15 protein-coding genes are annotated in these 26143 nt (G+C 64.1%); 4 read left to right on the plus strand and 11 right to left on the minus strand.

The features are described 5' to 3' along the window. Window positions 1–4: 4 nt before the first annotated feature. Together AC1A0G_RS02245 and AC1A0G_RS02250 are read right to left on the minus strand one after the other, a co-directional pair. The gene (locus tag AC1A0G_RS02245) at window positions 5–1705 is read right to left on the minus strand and encodes an acyl-CoA carboxylase subunit beta (RefSeq protein WP_476527180.1); all 1701 of its coding nucleotides are present in this window, start codon (window positions 1703–1705) and stop codon (window positions 5–7) included. Continuing rightward, a complete protein-coding gene (locus AC1A0G_RS02250; protein ID WP_476527181.1) occupies window positions 1702–3699 on the minus strand; it encodes an acetyl/propionyl/methylcrotonyl-CoA carboxylase subunit alpha in 1998 nt (665 codons plus the stop codon). The genes AC1A0G_RS02245 and AC1A0G_RS02250 overlap by 4 nt, the downstream gene beginning before the upstream one ends. Before the next feature lie 424 nt (window positions 3700–4123). Here AC1A0G_RS02250 and AC1A0G_RS02255 point away from each other — a divergent pair, with 424 nt between their 5' ends. Beyond that, entirely contained in the window at window positions 4124–4807 is a 684-nt protein-coding gene (locus AC1A0G_RS02255; RefSeq protein ID WP_476527183.1) for a biotin transporter BioY, read from the plus strand. A 381-nt stretch (window positions 4808–5188) separates the two neighbouring features. Here the strand turns inward: AC1A0G_RS02255 and AC1A0G_RS02260 are convergent, their stop codons facing one another. Beyond that, the gene (locus AC1A0G_RS02260) at window positions 5189–6442 is read right to left on the minus strand and encodes a biotin--[acetyl-CoA-carboxylase] ligase (protein ID WP_476527185.1); all 1254 of its coding nucleotides are present in this window, start codon (window positions 6440–6442) and stop codon (window positions 5189–5191) included. A gap of 877 nt (window positions 6443–7319) precedes the next feature. Continuing rightward, window positions 7320–8240, minus strand: coding sequence for a biotin--[acetyl-CoA-carboxylase] ligase (locus AC1A0G_RS02265; RefSeq protein ID WP_476527327.1), 921 nt, complete (start codon window positions 8238–8240; stop codon window positions 7320–7322). A 610-nt stretch (window positions 8241–8850) separates the two neighbouring features. Between AC1A0G_RS02265 and AC1A0G_RS02270 the strand changes: the two genes are divergently transcribed. Then, on the plus strand, window positions 8851–11019 hold the full coding sequence (locus AC1A0G_RS02270) for a DUF6020 family protein (protein WP_476527187.1): 2169 nt from the start codon (window positions 8851–8853) through the stop codon (window positions 11017–11019). A gap of 1 nt (window position 11020) precedes the next feature. Further along, on the plus strand, window positions 11021–11884 hold the full coding sequence (locus AC1A0G_RS02275; protein WP_476527188.1) for a PucR family transcriptional regulator: 864 nt from the start codon (window positions 11021–11023) through the stop codon (window positions 11882–11884). A 765-nt stretch (window positions 11885–12649) separates the two neighbouring features. Here AC1A0G_RS02275 and rplA read toward each other — a convergent pair. The 5 genes from rplA to AC1A0G_RS02300 all read right to left on the minus strand — a co-directional run bounded on the left by rplA (window position 12650) and on the right by AC1A0G_RS02300 (window position 19547). Then, a complete protein-coding gene (gene rplA, locus AC1A0G_RS02280; RefSeq protein WP_476527190.1) occupies window positions 12650–13342 on the minus strand; it encodes a 50S ribosomal protein L1 in 693 nt (230 codons plus the stop codon). A gap of 17 nt (window positions 13343–13359) precedes the next feature. Continuing rightward, window positions 13360–13791, minus strand: a complete 432-nt coding sequence (gene rplK / locus AC1A0G_RS02285; protein WP_163230130.1) for a 50S ribosomal protein L11 — start codon at window positions 13789–13791, stop codon at window positions 13360–13362. A 180-nt stretch (window positions 13792–13971) separates the two neighbouring features. Next, window positions 13972–15597, minus strand: a complete 1626-nt coding sequence (locus AC1A0G_RS02290) for a C69 family dipeptidase (protein ID WP_476527191.1) — start codon at window positions 15595–15597, stop codon at window positions 13972–13974. 202 nt (window positions 15598–15799) lie between these two features. Beyond that, the gene (locus AC1A0G_RS02295) at window positions 15800–17290 is read right to left on the minus strand and encodes a sugar porter family MFS transporter (RefSeq protein WP_476527193.1); all 1491 of its coding nucleotides are present in this window, start codon (window positions 17288–17290) and stop codon (window positions 15800–15802) included. 394 nt (window positions 17291–17684) lie between these two features. Then, window positions 17685–19547 carry a DUF2264 domain-containing protein gene (locus AC1A0G_RS02300; RefSeq protein ID WP_476527194.1) on the minus strand — a complete coding sequence of 621 codons (1863 nt, stop codon included), beginning with the start codon at window positions 19545–19547 and terminating at the stop codon, window positions 17685–17687. 271 nt (window positions 19548–19818) lie between these two features. On the opposite strand from AC1A0G_RS02300, the gene AC1A0G_RS02305 reads away from it, so the two are divergent. Next, window positions 19819–21195 (plus strand): LacI family DNA-binding transcriptional regulator, encoded by a 1377-nt coding sequence (locus AC1A0G_RS02305; RefSeq protein ID WP_476527195.1) that lies wholly within the window; start codon window positions 19819–19821, stop codon window positions 21193–21195. 812 nt (window positions 21196–22007) lie between these two features. Here AC1A0G_RS02305 and AC1A0G_RS02310 read toward each other — a convergent pair. Continuing rightward, the gene (locus tag AC1A0G_RS02310; protein WP_476527196.1) at window positions 22008–23147 is read right to left on the minus strand and encodes an AraC family transcriptional regulator; all 1140 of its coding nucleotides are present in this window, start codon (window positions 23145–23147) and stop codon (window positions 22008–22010) included. A gap of 344 nt (window positions 23148–23491) precedes the next feature. Then, window positions 23492–25723 carry a glycoside hydrolase family 127 protein gene (locus tag AC1A0G_RS02315; protein ID WP_476527197.1) on the minus strand — a complete coding sequence of 744 codons (2232 nt, stop codon included), beginning with the start codon at window positions 25721–25723 and terminating at the stop codon, window positions 23492–23494. Between the last annotated feature and the right edge of the window lie 420 nt (window positions 25724–26143).

Genomic DNA, 26143 nt, shown 5'->3' on the forward strand with positions numbered 1-26143 from the left:
TCCATTAGAGCGGCTGATTCCCATGATGCTTACCCGTCGACCGTACCCGTCGTTTGCCGGCGAGCAGTCGCAGCGATTCGGCGATCGCCTGTCGTGTCTGTTCGGGGTCGATCATCGCGTCGATCTGCCCGGTTTCGAGCGACAGGTTCGCGTTGACGGTCGTCCGCTGGTAGTCGGCGACGAGCTGCGCGCGCAACGCGTCCACGTCGCGGCCGGACTCCTTCGCCTTCTGCAGGTCCTTGCGGTGGATGATGTTGACCGCACCGGTCGCGCCGAGCACCGCGATCTGCGAGCTCGGCCACGCGAAGTTCATGTCCGCGCCGATCGCCTTGGACCCCATCACGATGTACGCGCCGCCGAACGCCTTGCGCAACACGACCGTGACCATCGGCACCTGCGCGTTGCCGTACGCGTAGATCACCTTCGCGCCGCGCCGGATGATGCCCGCATGCTCCTGTTCGGCGCCCGGCTTGTATCCGGGCGTGTCCACGAGCGTAATGACCGGCAGGTTGAACGCGTCGCACAGCCGCACGAACCGCGCCACCTTCTCGGACGAGTCGACGTCGAGGATGCCCGCGTTCACGTTCGGCTGGTTCGCGACCACGCCGACCGGGTGTCCTTCGATGCATGCGAATCCGACGACCGCGGAGCCGGCGAACAGTTCCTGCACCTGCACGAACTCGCCGTAGTCGACGATGCAGCGGATCACGTCGAGCATGTCGTACGGCTGCCGGTCGTTGTCGGGCACGATCGTCGCCAACCGTTGTGCGGTCTCGCGTTCGGCTCGGGTGACCGCGTATGCGTACGTCGGCGGCTGGCTGTCGGAACTCGACGGCAGGTAGGCGAGCACGGTGCGCGCGTAGTCGATCGCGTCCGCCTCGTCCTCGCCCAGATAGTGCGCGACGCCGGAGACGCGGTTGTGCACGAGGCCGCCGCCGAGATCGTCCATGCTGATGACCTCGCCGGTCGCGGCCTTGACCACGTCCGGTCCGGTGACGAACATGTTCGAATGTTCGCGGGTCATGATGATCAGGTCCGTCAGGGCCGGACAGTAGACCGCACCGCCCGCGCAGGGACCGAGGATGATGGAGATCTGCGGCACGAAACCGCTCGCCTTGCAGGTGCGGCGGAAGATGTGGCCGTATTCGGTCAACGCCGCGACGCCTTCCTGGATGCGTGCGCCGCCGGAGTCGATGAGCGCGACGATCGGCACCTTCAGTTCGAGCGCCTTGTCCATGAGCCGGCAGATCTTCTCGCCTTCCGCACGGCCCAGCGTGCCGCCGCGCACCGAGAAGTCCTGCGCGTAGACGGCGATCTTGCGGCCGTACACGTCGCCGAAACCGGTGATGACGGCCGCGCCTGCCTTGCCGCCGTTGATGTCGCCGCCGGCGAAGCGGCCGATCTCCTCGAAACTGCCGGTGTCGAGCAGCAGATCGAGCCGTTCGCGGGCCGTGTTCTTGCCTTTGACGTGCTGGCGCTCGCGGGCGTGCGCTTCGGCGTCGCGCGCGAGTTCGGCGGCGCGGGCGACGGCCGCGCGGATCGGCTGATGGTCGCCGTCGGGCACACTCGCCGAGCTGCCAGTACCATTCGCCGCGGCACCGGCGACCGTACTGCCAACGTGCGCATTCGCGCCATCGTTCGTAACCGTTGCAGCAGTCTGTTTCATGTACTGTTTCACGGCCGGCGACTGCATGATGTCGGTCATTGCGCATCCCCCTTCCGTTGCGTATCGGACTTCACTTCGACACTGTCCGCGGATTCGTCGTTCCGACCGGAATCAGCCCCATCCCTGTCATCTCGACCGGAGCGAAGCGGAGTGGAGAGATCTTGCTTCCCCTTCCCCGATTTCGCACCGTCCACGTCCAGCGTCACCAGCGTCTCCCCCGCCTCCACGCCGGTCGCCGGTCCGACGAAGATCTTCGTGACCGTGCCGGCGGCCGGCGCGTACACGTAGTTCTCCATCTTCATCGACTCGAGCACGACGAGCAGATCGCCCTTGGCGACATGCTGACCTTCGGCCACGTTGATGCGCGTGACGACCGCCTGCATCGGCGCGGAGATCACGCCCGGCCGGTCGGCGGTCTTCTGCTGCGCGGATTCCGTACGGTGCAGTCCGGCACCGCGCAACGGCTGCGTCGGCCGCTGGGCTCCGCGGGCGCGCGCCGAACCGGTGATGTTCTCGACGATGTCGAGCGGCACGGTCAGTTTCATGCGCTTGTCGTTCATCTCGATCACGAACGTCTCGGTCGGCGTCGGCTTCGCCTCAGCCTGCGCGGCCGCACTGGCCGGGCCGGCGGTCGCCGCGCTCAGCGACGCCGGCTGACCGGCCTTCGCCGCGCTCGCCTCGCGGTTGAGATACTTGCGTTCCAGCCACTTCGTGCTCACGTCGAACGCGTGCCCGTGCTCGGCCGTGAACTCGTCGTCACGGAACACCTGCTCGAACAGGCTGACCGGCGTCGGCACGCCCTCGATTCGCAACTCCCCCAACGAGCGACGAACGCGAGCGACGGCCGACGCGCGGTCCTGCGCGGTGACGACCAGCTTGCCCATCATCGAATCGAACTTCGGCGAGATCGTGTCGCCTTCCACCACGCCGGAATCGATGCGGATGCCGGGGCCGGACGGCCAGTGCAGCTCGGTGAGCGTGCCCGAGCTCGGCGTGAGGTTCTTCGCCGGGTCCTCGCAGGTGATGCGCAGTTCGAAGCTGTGCCCGCGCGGCGCGGGAGGCTCGGTGAGCGAGCCGCCGTCCGCGATCGTGATCTGCTCGCGCACCAGGTCCAGCCCGCACACCTGTTCACTGACGGTGTGCTCGACCTGCAGGCGCGGGTTGACTTCGAGGAAGTACACCTTGCCGGTGTCGGTGAGCATGAACTCGCAGGTGCCCAAGCCGACGTAGCCGACCGCCTCGAACAGGCGGCGCGAGTAGGTTTCGAGCTGCTCGTGGACGCCTTCGGGCAGGAACGGGGCGGGCGCCTCCTCGATGAGTTTCTGGTTGCGGCGCTGCACGCTGCAGTCGCGCGTCGAGTAGACGGCGAAGTCGCCGTGGGAGTCGCGGCCGCACTGCGTTTCTACATGGCGGCCCTTGTCGATGAACCGTTCGACGAAGTATTCGTCGAGATCGCCGCCCTGCATCGCGTCGTGGTTCATGTAGAAGCCGCGCAGTTCGTCGTCGCTGCGCACGATGGTGATGCCGCGTCCGCCGCCGCCGTCCGTGCGTTTCATCATGATCGGATAGCCGTGCGTGTGCGCGAAGTCGTAGAGCGCGCGGATGTCGGACACCGATTCGTTGAGGCCGGGGACGGGCGGGACTTTGGCGCGCGTGGCGACGCGGCGGGCGGTGATCTTGTCTCCGAGGTCGGTGAGCGCCTCCGGGGCCGGGCCGACCCAGATCGCGCCGGCCTGGATGACCTTGGCGGCGAACGAGGCGACTTCGGAGAGGAATCCATAGCCGGGGTGCACCGCGTTCGCGCCGGAGCGGTGGAGCACGTCGATGAGCAGGTCCTCGTTGAGATACGTGTCCTTGTACGTGTCGCCGGGCAGCAGGTACGCCTCGTCGGCCATGTCGACGTACGGGGCTTCGCGGTCCTGCTCCGCGTACACGGCGACCGTGGCTATGCCCATTTCGCGTGCGGTGCGCACGACGCGCAGGGCGATCTCACCTCGGTTCGCGATCAGTAATTTTTTGACAATTCCAGTCATAGCGTCAAAAGATAGACCTGTGACCTGTATTGACGGCACCGACGATCCGACAAAAATACGACGACTGTTTTGTATGCCTACACAAACGTAACCATCAGATCGAAGCGTACGATATCGAACCAATGTTGACGGGAATACGTTTTCTGTCAGCATTGAATCAAACAAAACGCCATTATCTCGCCGTTCCGACCAAATGATGGACCGTTATGCAGTCGTTGCGACCGATCGCCGTTCGACCGAGACGACCAAGTGACCATCCTCCGTCATTTCAACCGGGACGATCACCTCTCTGTCATTTCGACCGAGCGCAGCGAGCGGAGAAATCCTCCAGAGCCGACAGCTCCGCAAGCCCCCCGACTCGGCTTCCGCTCCGCCCGACATGGCACGGCGATGATGCATGGCACACTCACGAAGGGGAATTCACATGACCGATCTCACCGAAACCACATCATCCGCCGCGGCCACCGTCGCCGCGCCGGCCACCGCCGGCCACCGCGCGATCATCGGCACCGTCGCCAAGCCGGTCGTGTTCGCCGTGCTGCTCGCGCTGGCGACGATGGCCGGACGCATCCCGATCCCGGGCACGCCGGTGCCGATCACGCTGCAGACCTTCGTGGTGATGGTCGCCGCACTCACGATGACCTGGCGTCAGGCCGGTGCGGCGATCGCGCTGTATCTGGCCGCAGGCGCGGCCGGCCTGCCGGTGTTCGCGGGCGGCGCGTCCACCGCGGCGCTGGTCGGGCCGAGCGCCGGATTCCTGATCGGCTTCCTGCCGGCCGCGATCGTGACCGCGTTGCTCAAGGGCTCGGTGCGGCGTGCGGTGGCGAGCGCCGACCTGCTCGGCGCGGCGCATGCGTCCGGCATTGAGGTCTCCGACTCTTCCAGCCGCATTCTGCGCACCGCGCTGACCGCGGCCCGTTACTTCGCGGCCGCGGTGATCGGCTGCATCGTGCTGGATTATCTGTTCGGCTTCACGGTCCAGTCCGCGATCACCGGCATGCCGTTCGGCACGGTCGCGCTCGCCTCGATGGGCTTCGTGGCGGGAGACCTCGTCAAGGCCGCCGTCGCCTCGCTCGTCATTGCCGGCGTCGCCCGCTTCAAGCGCTGAACGTCGCCAGCACACCTAGGGCGACACCCGATCACGGTATCGGCATTGCCGGCACTATTTGTGCCGGCAATCTGTGTTGTTGGCGGCTTTCGCCGCGGTACCCACCCGTCAGCTTCGCTGCCACCCTCCCCTAAGAGGGGAGGGAAGGACCTGATGACGGTGCGTTTGAGACTGGCGTTGAACACCCTCTCCTAAAAGGGGAGGAAGCATTGCGAGGGCTGCTTCTGTTCTACGGCAAAGCCCCTGAAGGGGAACCCTCTGGTCTTTCCCTCCCCTTTCAGGGGAGGGTGGCAGCGAAGCTGACGGGTGGGGTACTTGCGGCACGCAAGTGCCGCCAACAGCACAGCATCGCGCAAGGCGCGATACCAATATCAAACGGCGTCACGCCAGTACGCCAACATCAGCCGTATGCACGATATGGATGTCGCCATCTGCGTCTCGAATCGTAAGCGAGGCATCCGGATTCAGGGCGAGCGCGGTCCCGCGCAGGGCCGAGCCGTCCGCAAAATGCGCCTCGACTCGCTTGCCGAGCGTCCAGCAGCAATCCCGAGTCTCCTTAAGCAACGCCGTTACGGCGTCATCCGGCTTATCCACAAACGCGCCGAGCCGCGACCGCAGCGACTCCACGATCCGCGCGGCGATCGCATCACGCAACCTGTCCGTATCATCATCGTCGATCCGATAATGCAGTTGCAGCGACGTGGCCTGCGCGGTCGGCAACCGGTCGGCCGGCACCGCAAGGTTCAGCCCCACGCCGAACACCACCGACACGGACCGCGGATCGTCCGGCAACATCACCATCTCCGCGAGAATGCCGCCCAGTTTCCTCCCATCACAGAAGATATCGTTCGGCCACTTGAGCCGGAAATCAGACGGATTGCCGGGCCGCGCACCAGTATCAGCACGCGCGGCATCACCTACGCCAGATGCGGTCACTCCATCGGCAACATCAGGCACATCATCACAGCACGCACCGTCTTTGATCGAGCGACCGTCATCAGTCTTCGGCACGGCTCCATCATCGGTCCCGGCAATCAAATCACAGCCGCGTACGGCATCACGCAACGCGTCGCGTGCGCTCAGGCCGGCGATCATCTGCAGCCAGCCGTTGACGTCCGCGTTCGTTGCAATCGTTCGCGGCACGCACGTCACGAACGACACCGTGAATGACTCCCCCGCCTTGCTGACCCACGTATGATCGAGCCGCCCGCGCCCGGCCGTCTGCGTATCCGTAGCCACCACCGCGATCACATCGGCCGCGCGACCGGAGTCGGACGTGCCGCCGGCACGAACGCGACCGGTCCCGTCAACGGCACCATCGACTACGGAACTCTTGCCGCTGCCGAAACCAGTTTCATCGGCATCGGAGGCGCCGAAGCCAGCCGTCAACCGTCCGTCGGCGAGCGCCTCGCGCGCAAACGTATTCGTCGACCCGATCTCGTCGAACAGCAGCACCACACCGGGCACAAGCGCCCCCACCGTACGCGGCATCCGCGCGGCAGCCCGGACCGCAGCCCCCATCACCACATCATCATGCTCAGTCACAACCCCAGCATAAGCCAGCCGCCACGACGCGCCGTCACCATATGCGAACCAGCCCCCTGGCGTGACATCTTTGCCAGCAACGGCACCCAACTAGCAGAAACATCACGCAAACAGGCGGACAAACCGAACCACCATGACCGGTATCGGTCCATGCATAGCAAACCTACTCATCTTGCGTGATATTTCCGCTAGCACCACCCGGATGCTATCCAAAACACCACGCGAACTAGCCCTCTCGCGTGATATTCCTGCCAGTAACGGCACCCAACTAGCCAAAACACCACGCAAGCGGACCGTCAAACCGAATCACCGACACCAGCCCACACCCGACAAGCACACCCCATCTTGCGTGATATTTCTGCCAGCATCATCCGGATACTATCCCAAACACCACGCGAACCAGCCCTCTCGCGTGACAAATCCGCCAGTAACAGCACCCAACTAGCCAAAACACCACGCGAGTGGACCGTCAAACCGAATCACCGACACCGGCATCGGTCCATATCCGACAAGCACGCCCACCTTGCGTGATATTTCTGCTAGCATCATCCGGATGCTATCCCAAGCATCACGCAAACAGGCCGATTCACGTTGACTTGCATACAGTAGGCCACCGGCCACTGCCCCCGTCATCTCGCGTGACAAATCCGCTAGCAACGGCACCCTACTAGCCAAAACACCACGCAAATGAGCCCATTGCCGTTGGTTTGCATGCAGTAAGCCACCGGCCCATCCATCGCCCCGCCATCTTGCGTGATATTCCTGCCAGCATCACCCGGATACTATCCCAAACACCACGCGAACTAGCCCTCTCGCGTGACAAATCCGCTAGCAACGGCACCCAACTAGCAGAAATATCACGCAAACCAACCCCTTAGCGTGATATTTCTGCTAGGAACGGCGCGTTACTCGCCACAACATCACGCAAAGGGGCTGATTCGCGTTGGTTTGCGCACGGCGGCGGGGGCTACTCGAGCAGGCTGACTTCGCTGGAGAGCAGAGCGCGGATGTCGCCGTCGGCGGTGCGGATGCTCAGCGACGCATCGTCGTTGAGCGCAAGCACCTCGCCGCGCACCGCTGTGCCGTCGATGAGCTGCGCGTGGACCGTGCGGCCCATCATCCAACACACATGACGCATCTCCGAACGCAGCCGGCTCGCCTGGATCAGCGGCATGGCCACGAACGTCGTCAGTCGCGAACGCAACGATTCGACCAGCCGCGCGGCGATCATGTCGCGCAGTTCGGGCACGGGCGGCAACGGGCCGACGTGCATCTGCAGCGACGTGGCCTGCGCGGTAGGCAGACTGGCGGCCGGCATATCCAGATTGAGGCCGACGCTGAAGACGACGGCCATCTGCGGTTTGGCGTTGACGGGTGCGGCATCGCCGGGCACGGTACCAGCCGCATCGGCATCGCCGACTGCAGCATCATCGGACACAGCGATCGTCGCGGTGTCATCAGACATAGCACCGCCCGAAACTTCGTCATCGCCCGCGACACTCCCATCAACCGACGCGCCCGCCGGCAACGGCAGCACCTCGGTCGCGGTGGCACCGATTTTCAGCCCGTGACAGTAGATGTCGTTCGGCCATTTGATCTGGAATCCGCAGTCGGGGTTGAACGGCCGCGCGCCGGCGTCGTCGATCGCACCTTCGAGCGCATCGAGCGCCGCAAGTCCTGCAATCATTTGCAACCAGCCGTTGACAACTTCGTCGTCGGCCACCGATTCGGGGATCACGGCCACGAAGGTCATCGTGAACGACTTACCGGGTTGGTTCACCCATGTGCGGCCGAACCGCACCAACGCGCTGGACAGCCGGTCGGCGGCGATCACGGTGATCGGGATGCCGTTCGGTGATTCGAGGGCGATCTCGCCCCGTTCGATCATGTGACGCGCCTGGGCATGGGTGGAGTCCGCTTCCGCTTCGGCGACGACTTCGTCGGCGACTTGTTCGGTCCGTGGGAGCCGCGGCACTGCGGCTTTCGTCATGGAAATCATGGGCATTACCATACGCCGCAACCGTTTGCACGTCAAAACGCGGGGATCGCACCGACTCGAGATGTGGACGAATCGCCGTCGATCGTCAACTCGGATACGCCGCCACCCAATCACCACACTCCATCACACGACCGTAATTCAACAACACCACCTCACTACCGTTGAAATACGGCCGCCAACACCCCGGAAAACGACCGTAACTCAACAGGAGCGCCTTCTTACTGTTGAGATACGGCCTCCCCTAACCCCTCAAACGACCGTAACTCAACACCACCACCATCCCACCATTGACTTACGGTCTCCCGCAGCCCCTCAAACGACCGTATCTCAACAACACCACCTCACTGTTGTTGAGATACGGTCGCTTACACCTCGTAAACGACCGTATCTCAATGAGCATGTGCTGTTATTGCCTGAGTACGGTCGTCAGGTCGCCCCTTACGGCCGCTTCAGCCGCTCCTATGGCCGTTTCCAACCCGCCCTTATAGAATGGCGTGTTATGACCGCATCCTTCCTCCACCCGCACCGACGTCCCGCGTCCGAGCCGACAGCCGGCGCCTCGGCGACCGGCACCCCACGCACCACCGCCACCACCGTCCCGGCCGCGCTCGCCCGCGTCGCCGCGGCCGCCCGCTGGACGCTGGCCGTGTTCGCCTGCCTGTGGATCGCCCTGTGCATCGGCGTCGGCCCGCTGTACTGGGAGGAAGGTTCGATCGCCGACTGGACCGGCGCGAACACCATGTACGCCATCCTCGCGTTCGCAGTAACGTTCGCAATCATCTGGATGCTCGCCCGCCGCGGCACCGGCCGCCGCGCCCTGCCCGACGACTGGCATCTGCCGATGGAATGGCGCGCGTGGGGCCGCAAGGTCCGCGCCGGCCACACCGCCACCGGCCTGCGCGTCGCCTTCGCCGCGATCGGCCGGGCGATCACCCGGCTCACCGACCGCGGCTGGAAAATCGCGCTCATCCTCGTCGCCGGCTGGCTGTGGGTCCCGCTCACGCTCATGAGCGCATTCGGCGCGGACGTGCGTTCGCAGGCCCGCGAATTCAGTTGGGCGTGGAACCAGCTCACCGGCATGAAACAGCCGTATATCGGCTTTTTCTCGTTCGTACCGATGGACATCTACCCCACCGCGCACTACATGTGGCCCGACCAACCCACGTACCTGACCGACCAGCACAATGTCGTGCTCACCGTCATCTACGGCGCGGCCGCGTCGATCTCGCGTTATCTGACCGATTCGAACGACGCCGGCTTCGTCGTCATGTCGCTGCTGCAATGGCTGTTCGCCGCGTTCTGCTGCGCGTCTGCCGCGCACCGGTTCTTCAATCTGCCGTGGCTGCGTCCTGCATACGCTGTCAACGATCCGGACTATCTGCATCCCGAGCGTCCGCAATACTGTCAGCCGACCGATTTCGCACATCCCGAACGCGGGTTCAAACGCTCGCTGACGATCACGAACCTGCGTCCGCAACCGTATCCGAACCGCGCGGCCGGCGGTTTCGCGCGGTTCGTGACCATGCTGTTCTTCCTGATCTGCCCGCTCGCCGTGTTCTCGACGATCTCGCTGACAAAGTCGCCGCTGTTCGCGTTCGCGTTCGTCTGGTGGTTCGGCGTGTGGTTCGAACTGCATATGACGTGGCGTCGCGGTGACAACGATGGCCGTCATCCGCTCGACCGCATCATCCCGTTGCGCCGGCAGTCGCTGGTCGCGTTCGCCGTGTCGAGCTGCGTGATGCTGATCTCCGCGAAATACGCGTGGTACATCATCGCCGCGCAGATCGTGCTCGCACTGATCGCGGACCGCAAACGTTGGCGTACGTATGTCGTCGCGCTGCTGCTGCCGACGCTGGTCATCCACGGCGGCATCGCGATGCTGATCTCGCGCGGCGTCATCATCGGCGGCGACCCGATCGAAAGCCGCGGCGTGCAGCTGCAGATGATCGCCCGCGTCGCCAAGCTCAATCCGAACGGCATCCCCGACGACGCCCGCAAGAAGCTCGAGCCGATCTTCAACCTCGACCAGATGGCCGAGGCGTACTTCCGCCAGGACGCCGACCCGGTCAAATCGTCCGGCATCCAGTCGAAGAAGGTGAGCTACAAGTGGCGCACGGTAACGCCGGAGGACATGACGAACTTCAACACGGCGTGGGCCGAGATCGTCAAGGCGAACCCGGTGATCGCGCTCGACGCGCTGCTCGCGGAATGTTTCGGCTACTTCAACCCGACCGATCTGCCGTACGTGTCGATGGACTACTACGTGACCAGCGAGTACGTGCAGAAAACCAGCACCTGGCTCAAACTGGTCAACCACGACTGGCGCGAATCGGTGGCCAAGTTCGCCCGCGCGTGGGGCAAGATTCCGCTGCTCGGCTGGCTCACGCACGGTAATTTCTACGTGACGATGACACTGCTGATCGGCGCGGCCGAGGTGATCGCGCGACGCTGGCGCACGCTGCTCACACACTTCCCGCTGCTGCTGCTCATGGGCGTGATGGCGACCGCGCCGGCGAACAATTTCGAACGGCATATGCTGCCGGTCGCGTTCGTGTTCGGGTTCGTGTGCCTGACGTACTGGCGCGAAACGCGTGCGGCGCGGACAGGCGTCGCGTCGGCTGGTGCGCGGACTGGCACGCGCACGGCGGCAACGACTAAGCTGGACTGACATGACGACGGAACGTATGGATGGGGATGGATTGGATCTGCTCGATCTGATCACGTCGCATGGCGGCGATGTGCAGACCGTGGCGTTCGAATGTCTGGCGAACGGACTGACGGATGCGCGGACGGCGTCGCTGATGCATGTGCTGGGATGGCCGGACGACGCGCACTGTTTCGCGATAGCCGGGTTCGCGCCGACGACCGGTGGCTCCGGTGGCGCGGATGCCGTGGCAGTGACGTTGGACCGGCTGCGTAGGACCGCGCATGATTTGGGCGGATCGTTGGCGATCACGGGCACGCATGACGGCGTGTGCGTGATTCTGATCGCGTCGCGTGCGGCGGCGACGCCCGAGGTGACCTGTACGGCGATGATGGGCGTGTTCGATGCCGATCGGCCGGTGGCGCTCGGGCCGGTGCGCCTTGGAGTGGAAGGGGCTTCGGCCACGATCCGCGCGGCGATGGCGACGCTGGCTGCGGCTCCGGCGGTTCGCGAATCCCGGGCCGCGCAGGGTGTGGGCCGGCCGGCGAGCGCCGCGCGGCAAGAATTGAACCGTTTGGTTCGGGCCGAGGACGCGCTGCCCGAGCGGGCGCTGCTTGGCGATGAGGATGCACGCCGCGAGCTGATCGAGGCGGTATATGGCGCCCTGACGTCTGGCGGGCCGGACGATCCGACTTTGGAGACGGTGTCCACGTTTGTATTGTCCGGGGGCTCATTGGAGACGACGGCGAAGGCGTTGAACGTGCACCCGAACACCGTGCGGTATCGGCTCAAGCGCGCCGCCGACACCACCGGATGGGACGCCGCCGATCCGCGCGAGGCGTATGTGCTGCGCACCGCCATCACCTTGGGGCGTATCGCGCGAAACTGATGGGCCAGTCGGCCGGCCCATTCTCATTTCCGGCCCGCCCCACGTCCCATCCAGATCCGACCAGCTTATGCCGGTCCGTCCGCGGCCCATTATCAGACCTATCTCGGGCCATGCCGGTCTATTCCATCCCCCATTCCAGCCCGTCCCGGATTTTCCCGACCTGTTCCCGGTTGTAAGTGGGTGAATCCGGACGTAATAATCAGTAAGTGGGTGTTTACCTACCACGAAAACCGCCAAATCAGGGTTTTCGTGGTAGGCAAACATCCACTTTTCTGTTCATGGTATGGATTCGCCCACTTATGGGCCGTCCTCATGGTAGGTGAACACCCACTTACGGAATCGGAGTCCGAAATCGCCCACTTACCGATATGCCTCGTGGTAGGCCAACACCCACTTACAGAATTGACGTCCGGAATCATCCACTTACCGATGTGCTTTATGGTCGGTCAACACCCACTTACGATTTTCCTGTCCGCAATCGTCCCCTTATCATCCGGCTTTATGGTACGAATCCATCCACTAACAGGTCTCTCATCCGCAATAGCCCGTTTCCCAACCGGAGACATGGTAGGTGAACGCCCACTTACGAATCCACGGGTCCGGAATCACCCATCCACAGCCCCCTTCTACAGTCCGCAAACACCCACTTACAAGCCGAATCCCTACGGATACGACAAGACCCGCGCTGCGAAAGTCGCAACGCGGGTCTTGATCAGTCACTTGCCGTGACCGCGCGATTCGATTCGTTCAGCGAACGAAGCGAAATCAGGCAACGGTCATCGGGTCGACCGGAACGCCCGGGTTCATCGTGGAGGTGATGGTCGCCTTGGTGACGTAACGGCCCTTCACGGTAGCCGGCTTCAGACGCTTGACTTCGTCGGCGACAGCCTTGAAGTTCTCGTCCAGAGCGGCCTCGTCGAAGCTCATCTTGCCGATGAGGAAGGAGAGGTTGCCGTGCTTGTCGACGCGGAAGTCGACCTTGCCGCCCTTGATCTCGTTGACGGCCTTGGTCACGTCCATGGTGACGGTGCCGGTCTTCGGGTTCGGCATGAGGCCACGCGGACCGAGCACGCGGCCGAGGCGGCCGACCTTGCCCATCATGTCCGGGGTGGCGACGACGGCGTCGAAGTCGAGGAAGCCGTCGGCGACCTTCGCGATCAGGTCGTCATCACCGACGATGTCGGCGCCGGCCTCGGTGGCCTCGGTGGCCTTCGGGCCACGGGCGAACACGAGGACCTTGGCGGTCTTACCAGTGCCGTGAGGCAGCAGGACGGAGCCACGAACCAGCTGGTCGGCCTTGCGCGGGTCCACGTTCAGGCGCAGCACCGCTTCCACGGTCTGGTCGAACTTGTACTCCGGCATGCTCTTGAGGAGAGCGATGGCCTCGTTGGCGGTGTAGAGGTTGTTGCGATCGACCTTCTCGGCCGCCTCGCGATACTTCTTGGAACGCTGTACCATTAGTCCTTCTCCTCTTCTCAGTCGGTGACCGTGATGCCCATCGAGCGAGCGGTGCCCTCGATGATCTTCATGCCGGCTTCGATGTCACGGGCGGACAGATCGGCCATCTTGATCTCGGCGATCTCGCGGACCTGAGCCTTGGTGACGGAGCCGACCTTGTGGGTCAGCGGGTTCTCGGTGCCCTTCTCGACGCCGGCGGCCTTCTTCAGCAGAGCCGCAGCCGGCGGGGTCTTGAGGACGAAGGTGAAGGAACGGTCTTCGAAGACGGTGATCTCGACCGGGATGACCTGACCCATCTTGTCCTGCGTCTGGGCGTTGTACGCCTTGCAGAAGTCCATGATGTTCACGCCATGGGAACCCAGAGCCGGGCCCAGCGGCGGGGCCGGGTTGGCCTTGCCGGCCTGGATCTGGAGCTTGATCAGCGCCGTGACCTTCTTTTTAGGAGCCATTGTATGGTTCTTCTTTCTATGAAGCGGTGATAGTGGCGAACGCCTTGGTCTCCCGCGGCGAACTCCTCCCGCAACCGTATGATTGCTGTGCTGTGCTAGCAGGCTTGCGGGCGCTTCTCGCGCGGTCCGCAGGCCCTCCAGACACAAACCATCTCATTATGCCGTATATGGGCGACAACCTCAGTTCCAGCGGTCGGACATGGCGAAGCTGTTGCGCATGTGGTTGCTGCCCTCGTAGAGGACGCGGTCGAGCAGCTTGGTCGCATGCTCACGCAGGTACTCGGCCATGCGATCGTTTGCTTCGCCGAGCACCGCGGTCACCGGCCGGCCGTCGAGCGATCCGTCGCCGTCGAGACGACCGTCGCCGTTGCCGTCCGCGCCGTCGTCGAACCGTCCGCTTTCGATCGCCGCGTCGGTCTCCTCGACCAGACGATGACCGAACGTGCGAACCTGCTCAACGTAACCGCCGATCAGCCGGTTCGTCTCGAACCAGTGCGCGTCCGCGATCACCGCGATCAGTCGGTTCGTCCAGTACAGGTTGTCGGTGGAGACTTCCGGCGTGGTGTCGCGCAGGTATGCCGGCGTGTCAGTAACGTTCGCATAGAACGGCGCGGCCGTGGTGAACGGACCGGAGCCGTACGAGATCCACATGACCGCGCGGCTGCATGCGGGTGCATACGGTCGCAACTGGATGGCGACCATGTGGCCGGTGCGGTTCACGCCGATCGGACGGTAACGGTGGCGCGATTCGGGCGTGCCGAGCGTGCCGTACGGATCGTACGGAGTGTCCTCGAAGTGCGAGCCGAGCAGGAAGTCGATGTCCTCGATCGTCACCTTGTTCTCGGGCACGCGGCACCACGGGATGTCGTCGGAGATCGGCGTGTAGCGGGCCGCCGGCGAATCCCAGTCCTCGCTCGGGTTGAGGTGGCGCTGCATGTACCATGCGCGCGGCGTGTTGTAGATGTGGTCCTTCGGCGTGCTGTCGCCGAACACGGTGCGCGGGTTGAACCGGTCGGACTGCGAGACGGAGCCGTCCGCCGCGAAGCCGATGCGCGTCGAACCGTTGCCTGCCATCGTTCGCATCGTGCGATCGAGGTGATGCTCCGCGATGAACTCGCGCAGATCGGCGCTGCATAGGTATTCACGCTGCTCGCCGAACGCGTCGGTCAGATCGAAGTCGTCCAGCCCAAGCTGGTTCGGGATCGTCGCATAACAGTCGTCCGGCACGCGACGCGCGATCCAGTGGTGACCTCCGATCGTCTCGACGTACCAGATCTCGTCCACATCCGAAATGATGATGCCGTTCGATTCGTACGTGCCGTACGTCTCCAGCAGCTCGCCGAGCCGGCGGACGCCTTCGCGCGCGGTCTTCACGTACGGGATGACCAGCGTAATGATGTCCTCCTCGCCGATGCCGCCCGGCTGTTCCGGCTCATAGCCGTCTTCCCCAGACACGCCGACGGCCGGACGCAGTTCGACGAACGGGTCGGCCGCGGCGACGCGCTCGTTGACGGCGATCGTCTCGGTCGCGCTCATCGCGACGTTGTATTCGTTCGCGCCGGCCTCGGCCAGCACGCCGCGGTTGGGCAGCACGTTCGGCACGATCGAGTACCGGCACGGATCGTCCGGCAGGTCGATCTCGACGTGGCTGAGCACGCTGCGGTAGTGGCGCGGCTGATCGGCCGGGGCTACCGCGACGAAGCGTTTCGGATCGTAACGGCCGGAACCGGAATCGTCGTCGCGAGCGATGATGGTCGAGCCGTCGTAACTGGCGTTTTTGCCAACAAGCAGAGTGGTGCATGACATGGCACCCACTATAGGAACGCCCGTCGAACGCAGTGCACACGTTCGACGGGCGGGAACCATCGTACCGGAACCGGCGACATACAGGCCGATCAGTTGTCCACAAACACGCAGACCGGCGGACAGGACAGCAGTCGACTCAATCCACAGACACGCAGATCAACGGACCGCAATCAACCACCAACCCAGCCGACAAGCCGACCGATCAGCGGCGGGTCATCTCCTCCTCGATCTGCTCGAGCGACTTGCCCTTCGTCTCCGGCACGAACCGCAGCACGAACGGGATCGACAGCGCGGCGAACACGCCGAAGATCGCGAACGGGCCACCCACGTTGTTGCCGAACGCGGCGAGCAGCATGAGGAAGAACTGCGAGACGACGAAGTTGCCGAGCCAGTTCGCGGCCGAACCGAACGACGAGCCGATGCCGCGCACCGACAGCGGGAAGATCTCGCCGATGAGCACCCACGAGATCGGACCCCACGAGACCGCGAAGCCGATGATGTAGAACGCGATCAGGATCATCGTCGGCACGGCGAGTACGGCCACATCGCCCACGAAGTTCATCACGGCGAGGATCGCGAGCGCGACGGTCATGACGACGGAACCGAAGATGAGCAGCTGCTTGCGGCCGAATCGGTCCATGATCATCGTCGCGACGATCGTGGAGACGAAGTTGACGACGCCGATGCCGACCGACACCCAGATCGCGTCGCCTTCGGGGAAGCCGAATCCCTTGATGAAGACCTGCGGCAGGAAGTAGATGACCGAGTTGATGCCGACGAGCTGCTGGAAGAGCATGATGCCGACGGCCGCGACGAGCGCCGGACGGGCGGTGCGGAACAGTTCGCTCACGCCGCCCTTGGTGTCCTGCGCGGCGACGGCCTTGATCTCGTCGAGTTCGAGCTGGACCTGTGCCTGGTCGACGTCCTTGCGGATGAGCGTGAGCACCTTGAACGCGTTGCGTTCGTCGCCCTTGTTCACGAGGTAGCGCGGCGATTCGGGCAGCAGCAGGCCACCGATGAGCAGCAGCGCGGCGGGCACGAGCGCCGAGCCGAGCATCCAGCGCCAGTCAGCGAATCCGAGCAGGTCGTGGTTGAGGAAGCCGAGGTTGGAGGCGTAGGCGAGCAGGATGCCGAACGTGATCATGAGCTGGAACAGCGTGGACAGCGAGCCGCGGCGCTCCTTCGGCGCGAGTTCGGCGAGGTAGGCGGGGGTGAGCGCGGAGGCGGCGCCGACCGCGAGGCCGAGGATGATGCGCGCGGCGACCATCATGAGGAAGCCGGTGGAGGTGGCGCACAGACCGGAGCCGATCAGGAACAGGATCGCGGAGACGATGAGCAGCTTCTTGCGGCCGAACCGGTCGGAGAGCGCGCCGATCGACAGCGCGCCGACGCACGAGCCGATGAGCACGGACGACGTGATGAAGCCGGTCTGCGAGACGGTCAGGCCGAAGTCGGATTCGATGAGTGGGGACGCGCCGGAGATGATGCCGGTGTCGAAGCCGAACAGCATGCCGCCGAGCGCGCCGAACGTGAAGATGAATCCGCTGTTGAGCGGGAATCGTGACGAGAATCCGCGCGATTCGGCGGTTTCGACCGCTTCGATCGCCGATTCGACGGTGGACTTGACGGTTTCTGATTCCTCGTGCGTCACGGATGCCGTGGCGGATGCTGCGGACGCCGTTGTGTCGGTCATGTTGTCTGTTCCTTCCATCTCCATTGATTCGACCGCGGGCACGCACCAACGCCCATCGCCCGAGGTCTCATCGCGTCGCGGCCGGGCGGCGGCCTCGCGCGAGGCAACAAAAAAGACCTGGAGACGATCGGAACATATGTTCCGATCGTCTCCAGGTCTTGCCTCATGCGAGTAACAACCCTGCTACAACGTGTATGTGTGTATAGCAGTATAGATCATGTCCGCAGCGCGACACTCCGGTTTTTCTCCTCTGCTCCCCCTGTTAGGGGGAGCTGTCGGCGAAGCCGACTGAGGGGGTGAATACCCACCAGCGTACATGCCGCCGCTTCTGACCCCACCCGCCGGCCGCCGCCGGCACCCTCCCCTATCAGGGGAGGGAAAGAACCGATGTCGGCTACGCAAGCTCGGCCAGCGTGACGGTCTTGTGGCCGACGGTCAGCACGTTGCCGTCGAGCGCGAACTCGGGCACCGCGATCCTGCCGTCCGCGCCGAGCGACTCGCCTTCCGCGTCGCCCAGATACAGCGAAACGAACACGTACCTGCCGGGTTCGATCACGCGCGTCTGCATCGGGATGCGGGTCTTCGGATACAGGATGTTCACGTTCGGTTCCGGCGTGGACAGCTCCACGTCGAATCCGTCCGCGCCGACGAGGCCGATGATGCCCTGCTCGGTGCGGTAGAACACGGAGTTCGGCGTGCCCGTCTCGATCATCTCGCCGCAGTCCGGCAGCGAGAAGCCGCCTTCCGCGAGGTGCAGCTCGCGCGCGGAGTCGATGACGTGGACGCGCACGTGCCACGGCATGTCCGGCACGACGAAGTTCTTGATGTCGACGTCCTTCCACGGCTTCCACTCGGAATACACGTACTCGTTGTGGACCGCGTAGTCCTCGTAACCGTAGGCGATCTGCCAGTAATGATCACTTTCGCTCACGGCCAGCGTACTGTCGTACGCGCCCTGCTTCAAGAGCACGGCGGCCTTCGGCACGGAGAACGCGAAGGTGGTGGAGTACACGTACTTCTCGTACTTGGCATTGGCGTGCGCGTGCTCGTGGCTGTGCTGGCCGGCGGTGAACGCCTGCACCTCGCGGCCGGTGGCGCTGTGGACGACGAGCATGCGCGGCTCGGGCTGCAGCTTGAGCGGCTCGAACTTGAAGTCCTCGGCCTCGCGCACCTGCCAGAACGGGTCGTCGTCGGGGATGCACAGGAAGATGAACGTCTTGAGCGCCCAGTAGGCGGAGGCCGGGCCGTTGTAGCCCTCGGCCATGTTCATGTTCGGATAGGCGTAGCCGATCGGGATCAGGCCGTCGGACTGGAAGATGTTCTGCGAGAACCACCAGCGCAGGTTGTTCAGCAGCAGGTGCTTGAAGTCGGCGATCGACCAGCCTTCCGGCGGTTCGACGCCGGCGAACGAGGCGGCGGCCCAGAACGCGGCCTGCGCGAAGCGGTAGTCGAGGCTGCGGCCGTACGGCAGGCAGGCGCCGCCGGTGGTGAACCAGTTCGCGTAGCTCGGCACGAACGCGGTGGCGCGCTCCTTGAGCAGCTGCTCCTGCTTGCCGTTCTTCTTGGTCAGGCCGACGAGCACGAGCGTGAAGAACTGGTAGGCGAACGGGATGTAGTTGTCGATCTGGTTGACGTAGCCGTCGTACGACCAGCCGTGGCCGAGATAGTGCGAGTTGGTGATGTCGAAGTCGTCCTGCACGAGCTTGGCGTGCTCGGGGTGGCCGTTGTCGGCGAACCAGCTGTTGACGAGCGTGCGGAACAGCAGCCAGTTGGTCTTCGGCAGGACCTTGTGGTTGACCTGCTCGAGCCAGTCGAAGATGTTGTTCTGCTGCTTGGTGGTCAGGTGATCCCAGAATTCGGACTTGGTCTCGTACAGGAACGCGGTGATCGCGCCCATTTCGACGAACAGCTGATCGTAGTCGGTCAGGTCGCCGCCCCAGTAGTCGGGATGGGTCGGATCGGTGCAGTTGATGAGGCTTTCGCAGGTGAACTGCCACCAGTGGCCGAAGCGGCGGATGTTGTCGCGGTTGTGGAACAGCGGGCCGAGGCCCCACAGCAGGCGCGCGAAGCCTTCGGACGAGGTGCGGTCCTGGCTGTAGACGGCGCCGGAGTCGCTCATGCGGAAGCGGCCGTAGCGGCCGTTCTTGATCATGAGTTCCATGCCCGGGGTGAGCAGATCGATAAGGGCCTGTTCGCATTGGGCCTTGGTACGAAGCGGGTTGCGCGCGACCTGCGCGTTGAATGGAGCGACCGCCATTGCTTTCTCCTTGGGGATTTCGCGCCGCGCGATCGGACCGCCTGTATTGTCCGCCGCGCGACGCCGTTATTGTGATCGATTTTGATTATACACTCACTTTTAATCAGTTTCAATCAGTTTTGATACGTCGTGTCGCAGGTCCTACTGTGATCAATCTCAATCATCGCGTACAATATATAAGCAAAAATGATCAGCACCGCTCAACGGAGCCGTTCGCATACCGTCATGCGACCCACCGTCAGCCACCGGTGCCACCTCGGAAAGCGGAACGATGTCACAGCCACAGTCCAAGGAAACTCCCGCCGGAGCACAGACCGGAACAGAATCCGGTTCGGCCACATCGGCCACGACCGCGCGCGCGGACGAGGCGGCCAAGCGCAGCTATCTGCCGGCCGAACGCCGCGACATGATCCTGAGCCTGCTCACCCGGCAGAACGTGGCGACCGTGCCGGAACTCGCCAAACTGCTCAACACCACGGAGATCACCGTGCGCCGCGATCTGGGCGAACTGGCCGACGCCGGTCTGCTGCGGCGTATCCGCGGCGGCGCGATGTCGGTCGGCGACGGCACCGATCCGGCCGCACGGCGCACCGCCGCCACCGCTCTCTCCGCGAATATCGCCGCCCCGCGCGGCGGCGCGCAAACCGGCCCGGCCAATCCAGCCGCCGGCATTCCGACTACCCGGCACACCGCTGCCGTCACGGGCGCTTCCACGACTACCGGCGCATCAACGACCGCCGCCCGGCTCTCGGCCATCAGCCAATCCAACGTCAGCCCGCAGTCCGCCATCACCGCCAGCAACGGCGCGCAACAGCTCGCAATCGGCGTCATGCTGCCGGAACCGAGCTTCTTCTGGCCCGGCGTCATCAAGCACATGCATACGATCGCAACCGAACTCGGCCTACGCCTGGTCGTGCGCGAATCCTCCTACGACGAAGGCTCGCCGGACGACGAGATCATGGCCGGCATCGCCGCCGATCCGAACGTGTGCGGCATGATCGTCGCGCCGAACTCGCATCCGCAATCCGGCGAGCGCGCGTGGCGATGGATCGAATCTGCTCATATCCCCACGGTCGTGATCGAACGTGATCAACCGCCGTTCGGCACCTGCTACACGGACTCGGTGCGCACGAACCATCCGTACGGCGTGCGCATGGCCGCCGTGCATTTCCTCAACCGTGGCCATACGCGCATCGGCGCGGCGTTCAGCGAGACGCCGACATCGGGCATCATCCAGAAAAGCTGGCGCGAGTTGGTGGACGGCAGCGACGGCCGCATCGTCTGCCCGTTCGTATTCGACGGCATCCAGCCGTATGACGCGCACGGCGTGGACGAAATCGTCGACCGGATCATCGAATCGAACGTGACCGCGATGCTCGTACACTCCGACTATCTGGCGATCGCGATCGCGCAGGTGCTCGAACGGCGCGGCAAGCGCGTGCCGGACGACGTGTCACTGATCTCGATCGACGGATTCGCCACGCCCAGCTCGCGCCCGCTCACCGTGCTGCGCTCGTCCGCGCAGGACTTGGCCGAGGTCGCGATCCATACGCTGATCGACCGCATCCAGCATCCGGACGCCGCCACGCGCCACGTCTTCGTCGACCCAACGCTGATCGACCGCGGCTCGGTGGCCGATCAGCGGTAGCGCTCCGGAACATGGCCCCTAACCCCCGTCTTTATTCTCGGCTCCCTCGGCTAGGCCGAGCCGTATAGCAAACGCCGGCGGCGTTTGTAGGCGAGGAGCGAGCGACAGCGAGCCAACAACCAGTCAGCCGAAGGCTGTCCATAATTGCAGGACGCTGTCAGCCGTAGGCTGACTGAGGGAGCGTCAAACCCATCACACCAGAACCGACAAAACACCAGTCCTTTGTCAGACCGAATGCGATGGGTTCTGATCGCCCCTCAGCCACTTCGTGACAGCTCCCCCCTGACAAGAGGAGCCAAGAATACAGAAGATGACAGTTTAAGTCCGACAAAGCACCAGTACTTTGTCGGACTTAATGCGATGGGTTTGACGCTCCCCCAGTCGGCTTCGCCGACAGCCCCCTCAGCCGAGGGGGCCGAGAATAAAGACGCGTCAATTTAGGGCCGACAAAGTACTAGATATGACGAGCCACGTTGCTTTGACACCCCCTCAGTCAACTTACGGCCGACAGCATCCCGCAATTGCTGGATCGCCGTGGTCGTCGTCCGAGAATAGTTGCACTGCCCATTCCCCAGCGTAACTATTCCCGGAAGAATCCATTGATTTCCGAGAATAGTTACGCTCGGCAGCCGTCAGTGCAACTATTCTCGGGCGAAGCCGCTTTTTTCCGGGATTTGTTGCGCTGAACCGGTGGCAGCGCAACTATTTTCGGACGAAGCCGATGATTTCCGGGAATAGTTGCGCCCGCACCGAACTCGCACTGAGCTCATATCGAACTCGCACCGGAATCGCACCGAGTTATCACACCGAACTCACACCGAGTTGTAGAGTCGCTTGGGGAAGGCGTCGCGGTATTGCCCCGGCGTCAGTCCGGTGCGGCGTTTGAACACGCGCATGAAGTACTTGGGGTCCGCGTAGCCGACCTCGCGGGCGATGTCCGCGACCGGCGACGTGGTGGTGCTGAGCAGTTCGCGGGCGCGGTCGATGCGGTATTCGGTGATCTGCTCGACCACGCCGACGCCGAACACGCGCTTGTACATGGCGGTCAGATAGCTCGGCGAATAGTGGAACCGCGCGGCGATGCCGGCCACGGTCAGGTCGTCGTACGCGTTGGCCATGATCCACGCGCGCACGGCGAGCATCGGGGCAAGCCCGGCCTGTTGGTTGCCGTATGGCACGGACCGCGAATCGCCGGAAGCCGGTCGAACCGACGCACGATCGTCGCTGACCGCCGACGAAGTCTTGCGGTCCGGTTGACGACGATGCTGTTGCGCGGATTGCATTACATCGTCCTTCGCGCTCCCCTGGCCGGCGAGCATGGCGCGATGGATCGGACTCGACAGGTCTTGGGATATCCCGCCGTGCCAACGCCCGGCGACGGCGACGTCGGCGGCCAGAATCGGCCGGCCGTCCGCGCGGATGCCGACGATGCCGGTCTGCGGCGCGGCCTGCGTCGGCATCGCCAGTTCCGATCGCGTCTGCGCGCTGATCTCCAGCAACAGGCTCGTCGCGAAGTAGTCGCAGTACACGTTGCGATGCGGGCCGAACCGCGCGTACAGATCGATCAATTGCCCGCACAATACCGCCACGCGATCGGGGTCGGGGATGCGGCTTCGATCAGGAATGATCAGGACACGATCATCCTGCGGGATGTCCGATTCGCCGACCGTACGCGTGGCCGACAGCCGCACGTGCATCCAGTAGAACTCGAGATCGTCGGTGATGATGTCGCTGCCCGCATGCTCCACCTCGGCCGGCAGCAGGATGATCTCGCCGGCGCTCACGCGCATCTCACGCTCCCCCACGCGCATCGGCAGCACGCCGCGACGCACGAACATCAGCTCGAACGAGTCGATCGTGCGGCGAGTATGCCGCCAGCCCGGGCCGGACACGAACTGTCCGATCGACAGGAATTCCACCGGTCCGTCCAGCCGGCACGTCGTCACGTTCATACCGTCAGCTTAGCCGCGGCGCCGTCCGACGCCCCGGTTCGTGGCCGCCCGACACCCCGATTCGCGCCCGCCGCCGTCCCACTGCACCCCCTCGGAGGCCTTAACTCAACAACAAGGCACGGTTCCTGTTGAGTTACGGCCGTCTCACAGGCAAAAAACGACCGTAACTCAACAATGGGATGACGGTGATGTTGAGTTACGGCCGTTTCGAGGGAGCACGACGGCTGTAACTCAATGGCAGGATGCGAATGATGTTGAGTTACGGCCGTCGGAAAGGCCGACGCGCGGCGGATCGTCGACCCGACGTATGCCGGCCGACCACGTACGACTAACCGTGCGCGGGATCAGTCGTGCAGGAAGACGGTCATCTCGTTTTCGCCACGGTTGGCCCACGCGAAGTACGGGATGAGGGTCGCGGTGACCGGCTCGCGGCGGGCGGGCTGGTACTCGGCGTACAGCGGGGCGAACGCCGGGGACTCCGCGGACGCGCCGGCCGGCACCGGCTCGCGCCATGCGGGCACCTCGAGGCGCACCATGTCACGCTCCACGTCATCGACCTCGCCCTGACCGTCTGCATCGATGCCGGCCGCGCCGGCGTGGAACTCGAACGGCACGACCTTGACCGAGCTCGGGTCGGCCAGGATCGCCGCGACGTCCGCGTGCAGCAGGTGCAGGTTCGCGCCGTTGTCCTGTTCCTCGGCGCAGAACGTGATCGGGCCGCGCACGAACGCGACGCGCCCCGCGTCCTCGCGCACCATCGGGTTCGCCTTCATCATGCGCACCGGCATCGGGAAGTCGAACACGACCTCGTCACCGTCCTGCCACTGGCCGGTGAAGTACACGTAGCCGTCGCGCACCGAACGCACGACACGGCCGTCAGCCTCGCCGGACGCGGAGATCGCACCGGCCGCCGCGTCCACGGAACCGGCCCAACCCGGCAGACGGAACGCCAGCGTGAACGTCGCCGCAGTGCCCGAAGCAGCAGCACCGTCGTCCGAATCGCCGCCGCCGAGCCGCACGGTCACAGCACCGTCGCCCTTCCACGGCAGTTCGGCCGCCACGTCCAACGTCACGTCCGCGCCGCCGAGCGTCGCACGCGCCACGCCGCTCATGTACAGGTGGGTGAACAGGGTGGACGCATCGTCGCTGACCGTGTACGCGTACTCCTGCACCGACTCGACGATGCGGGCGATGTTCGGCGGGCAACACGCGCAGCCGAACCACTTCTGACGCACCGGCTTGACATGGCCGACGCGGTTGTCCTTGTGGCAGGCGTACGGGTTGACCTCGAGCGGGTTCACGTAGAAGAAGCTCTTGCCGTCGAGCGCCATGCCGGCCAGCGTCGTGTTGTACAGCGCCTGCTCCATCACGTCCGCGTATTCGGCCTTCGGCGCGATCTCGAGCATGCGGCGCGCGAAGAACGCGAGCGAAATCGCCGCGCACGACTCGGAATAGGCGGCGTCGTTCGGCAGATCGTAGTCGTAGGAGAACGCCTCGCCGTTCACCGTGCCGCCGATGCCGCCGGTGATGTACAGCTTCTTGTCGACGATGTTGCGCCACAGGTTCTCGCACGCCTCGACCAGCGTCGGATCGTCGGTGAGCTTGGCGACCGCGGCCATGCCCGAGTACAGGTAGCCGGCGCGCACCGCATGGCCGACCGCCTCCTTCTGCTCACGCACCGGCTTGTCGGCCTGCGTGTACTCGCAGTCGAACGTCCAGTTGGTGTCGGAGTAGCCGTCGCGCTTGTCGCGCTCGCCCTCGTAGACGAAGTAGTTCGGTTCGGTGCCGCGCTCGTCGATGAAGAACTTGGCGAGGTCGAGGTACTTCTTCTCGCCGGTCAGGTCGGCCAGACGCGCGAGCGCCATCTCGGCGATCTCGTGGCCCGGGTAACCCTTGCACTGGCCTTCCTTCGGGCCGAAGTACTCGCCCACGTAGTCGGCGAAGCGTTCGGCGGCCTTGAGCAGCTTGTCCTTGCCGGTGCCCTCGTAGTATGCGATCGCGCCCTCGATCAGGTGGCCAAGGCAGTACAGCTCGTGGTGCCAGCGCAGGTTGTGGAACGCGCGGTCCATGCCGTTGAGGATGTAGTACGTGTCGAGGTAGCCGTTGTCAAGCTGGGCGGCGCACACGATGTCGATCGCGCCGTCCGCGGTCTTCTCAAGCTCGGCGTCTGGGTGCTGGGTCAGGCTGTAGCCGACCGCCTCGATCCACTTCGAGAAGTCGGTGTCTTGGAAGACGAAGCCGTAGAACTTGTCCGGGTCCGGGTGCTTCGGGTCTTCGGGCTTGGATTCGAAGCCGCGGTAGGTGTAGGCCGGCGGGACGAACTTCTTGCCTTCGGTGTTCTTGCGCTGGTTCTGCGCGGCGGCGGCCTTGAAGTTGTGCATGCAGTAGCTGGGCGCGGCGCCGGGGACGTTGTCGTTGAGCGCGTTCCACTGGAACGGGATGACGGCGGTGCGCACGAGCTCCTGCTCGGTGTGCCAGAACGGATCGGTGACGGTGACGTTGCGCAGCGCGAGCGGCTTGCTGTGCTGCGGTGCGGCCTGCGCGGTCGGGTTGGGCTGCGCGGATGCGGTAGACATATCGGCTCCTTTGACTTATGCCGGTGACCGGCCGATTGCCGGTGATCGTTGACGAACGATGCCTACCGTACGCCGCTCGCCACATGCCGATAGGTGGACAAATCGTTGACCAAGTGGACTTGATGACGGATTTGCCGTACGCCATCGAAGACGTCTCCACCTAGGCCCCGCTGCCTATCGTCGGCGTTCTCTTATCTCTTATAATGCGCGAACCACCGTCAATCAACCGCTTAAGTCACTCGCAGCGACTCTGCCCCGCACCCTCATAGCCTCGGTACCTCCGTCCTCACCTCAAAGCCTCGGCGTCCCACACTCCAGCGCAACTATTCCCGGGAATCAACCCAGTCGTCCGAAAATAGTTGCACTCAGTCATCGTCAGCGCAACTATTCCCGGAAATGCGCCTTGTCATCCGAAAATAG

It is taken from the genome of Bifidobacterium sp. LH_230, from assembly GCF_056357555.1.

Bases quoted from the DNA above. Each gene is read 5' to 3' on its own strand.
- AC1A0G_RS02245 (WP_476527180.1), bottom strand. From the start codon at position 1,705: ATGACCGACATCATGCAGTCGCCGGCCGTGAAACAGTACATGAAACAG.
- AC1A0G_RS02250 (WP_476527181.1), bottom strand. From the start codon at position 3,699: ATGACTGGAATTGTCAAAAAATTACTGATCGCGAACCGAGGTGAGATC.
- AC1A0G_RS02255 (WP_476527183.1), top strand. From the start codon at position 4,124: ATGACCGATCTCACCGAAACCACATCATCCGCCGCGGCCACCGTCGCC.
- AC1A0G_RS02265 (WP_476527327.1), bottom strand. From the start codon at position 8,240: ATGATCGAACGGGGCGAGATCGCCCTCGAATCACCGAACGGCATCCCG.
- AC1A0G_RS02270 (WP_476527187.1), top strand. From the start codon at position 8,851: ATGACCGCATCCTTCCTCCACCCGCACCGACGTCCCGCGTCCGAGCCG.
- AC1A0G_RS02275 (WP_476527188.1), top strand. From the start codon at position 11,021: ATGACGACGGAACGTATGGATGGGGATGGATTGGATCTGCTCGATCTG.
- rplA (WP_476527190.1), bottom strand. From the start codon at position 13,342: ATGGTACAGCGTTCCAAGAAGTATCGCGAGGCGGCCGAGAAGGTCGAT.
- rplK (WP_163230130.1), bottom strand. From the start codon at position 13,791: ATGGCTCCTAAAAAGAAGGTCACGGCGCTGATCAAGCTCCAGATCCAG.
- AC1A0G_RS02290 (WP_476527191.1), bottom strand. From the start codon at position 15,597: ATGTCATGCACCACTCTGCTTGTTGGCAAAAACGCCAGTTACGACGGC.
- AC1A0G_RS02295 (WP_476527193.1), bottom strand. From the start codon at position 17,290: ATGACCGACACAACGGCGTCCGCAGCATCCGCCACGGCATCCGTGACG.
- AC1A0G_RS02300 (WP_476527194.1), bottom strand. From the start codon at position 19,547: ATGGCGGTCGCTCCATTCAACGCGCAGGTCGCGCGCAACCCGCTTCGT.
- AC1A0G_RS02305 (WP_476527195.1), top strand. From the start codon at position 19,819: ATGTCACAGCCACAGTCCAAGGAAACTCCCGCCGGAGCACAGACCGGA.
- AC1A0G_RS02310 (WP_476527196.1), bottom strand. From the start codon at position 23,147: ATGAACGTGACGACGTGCCGGCTGGACGGACCGGTGGAATTCCTGTCG.
- AC1A0G_RS02315 (WP_476527197.1), bottom strand. From the start codon at position 25,723: ATGTCTACCGCATCCGCGCAGCCCAACCCGACCGCGCAGGCCGCACCG.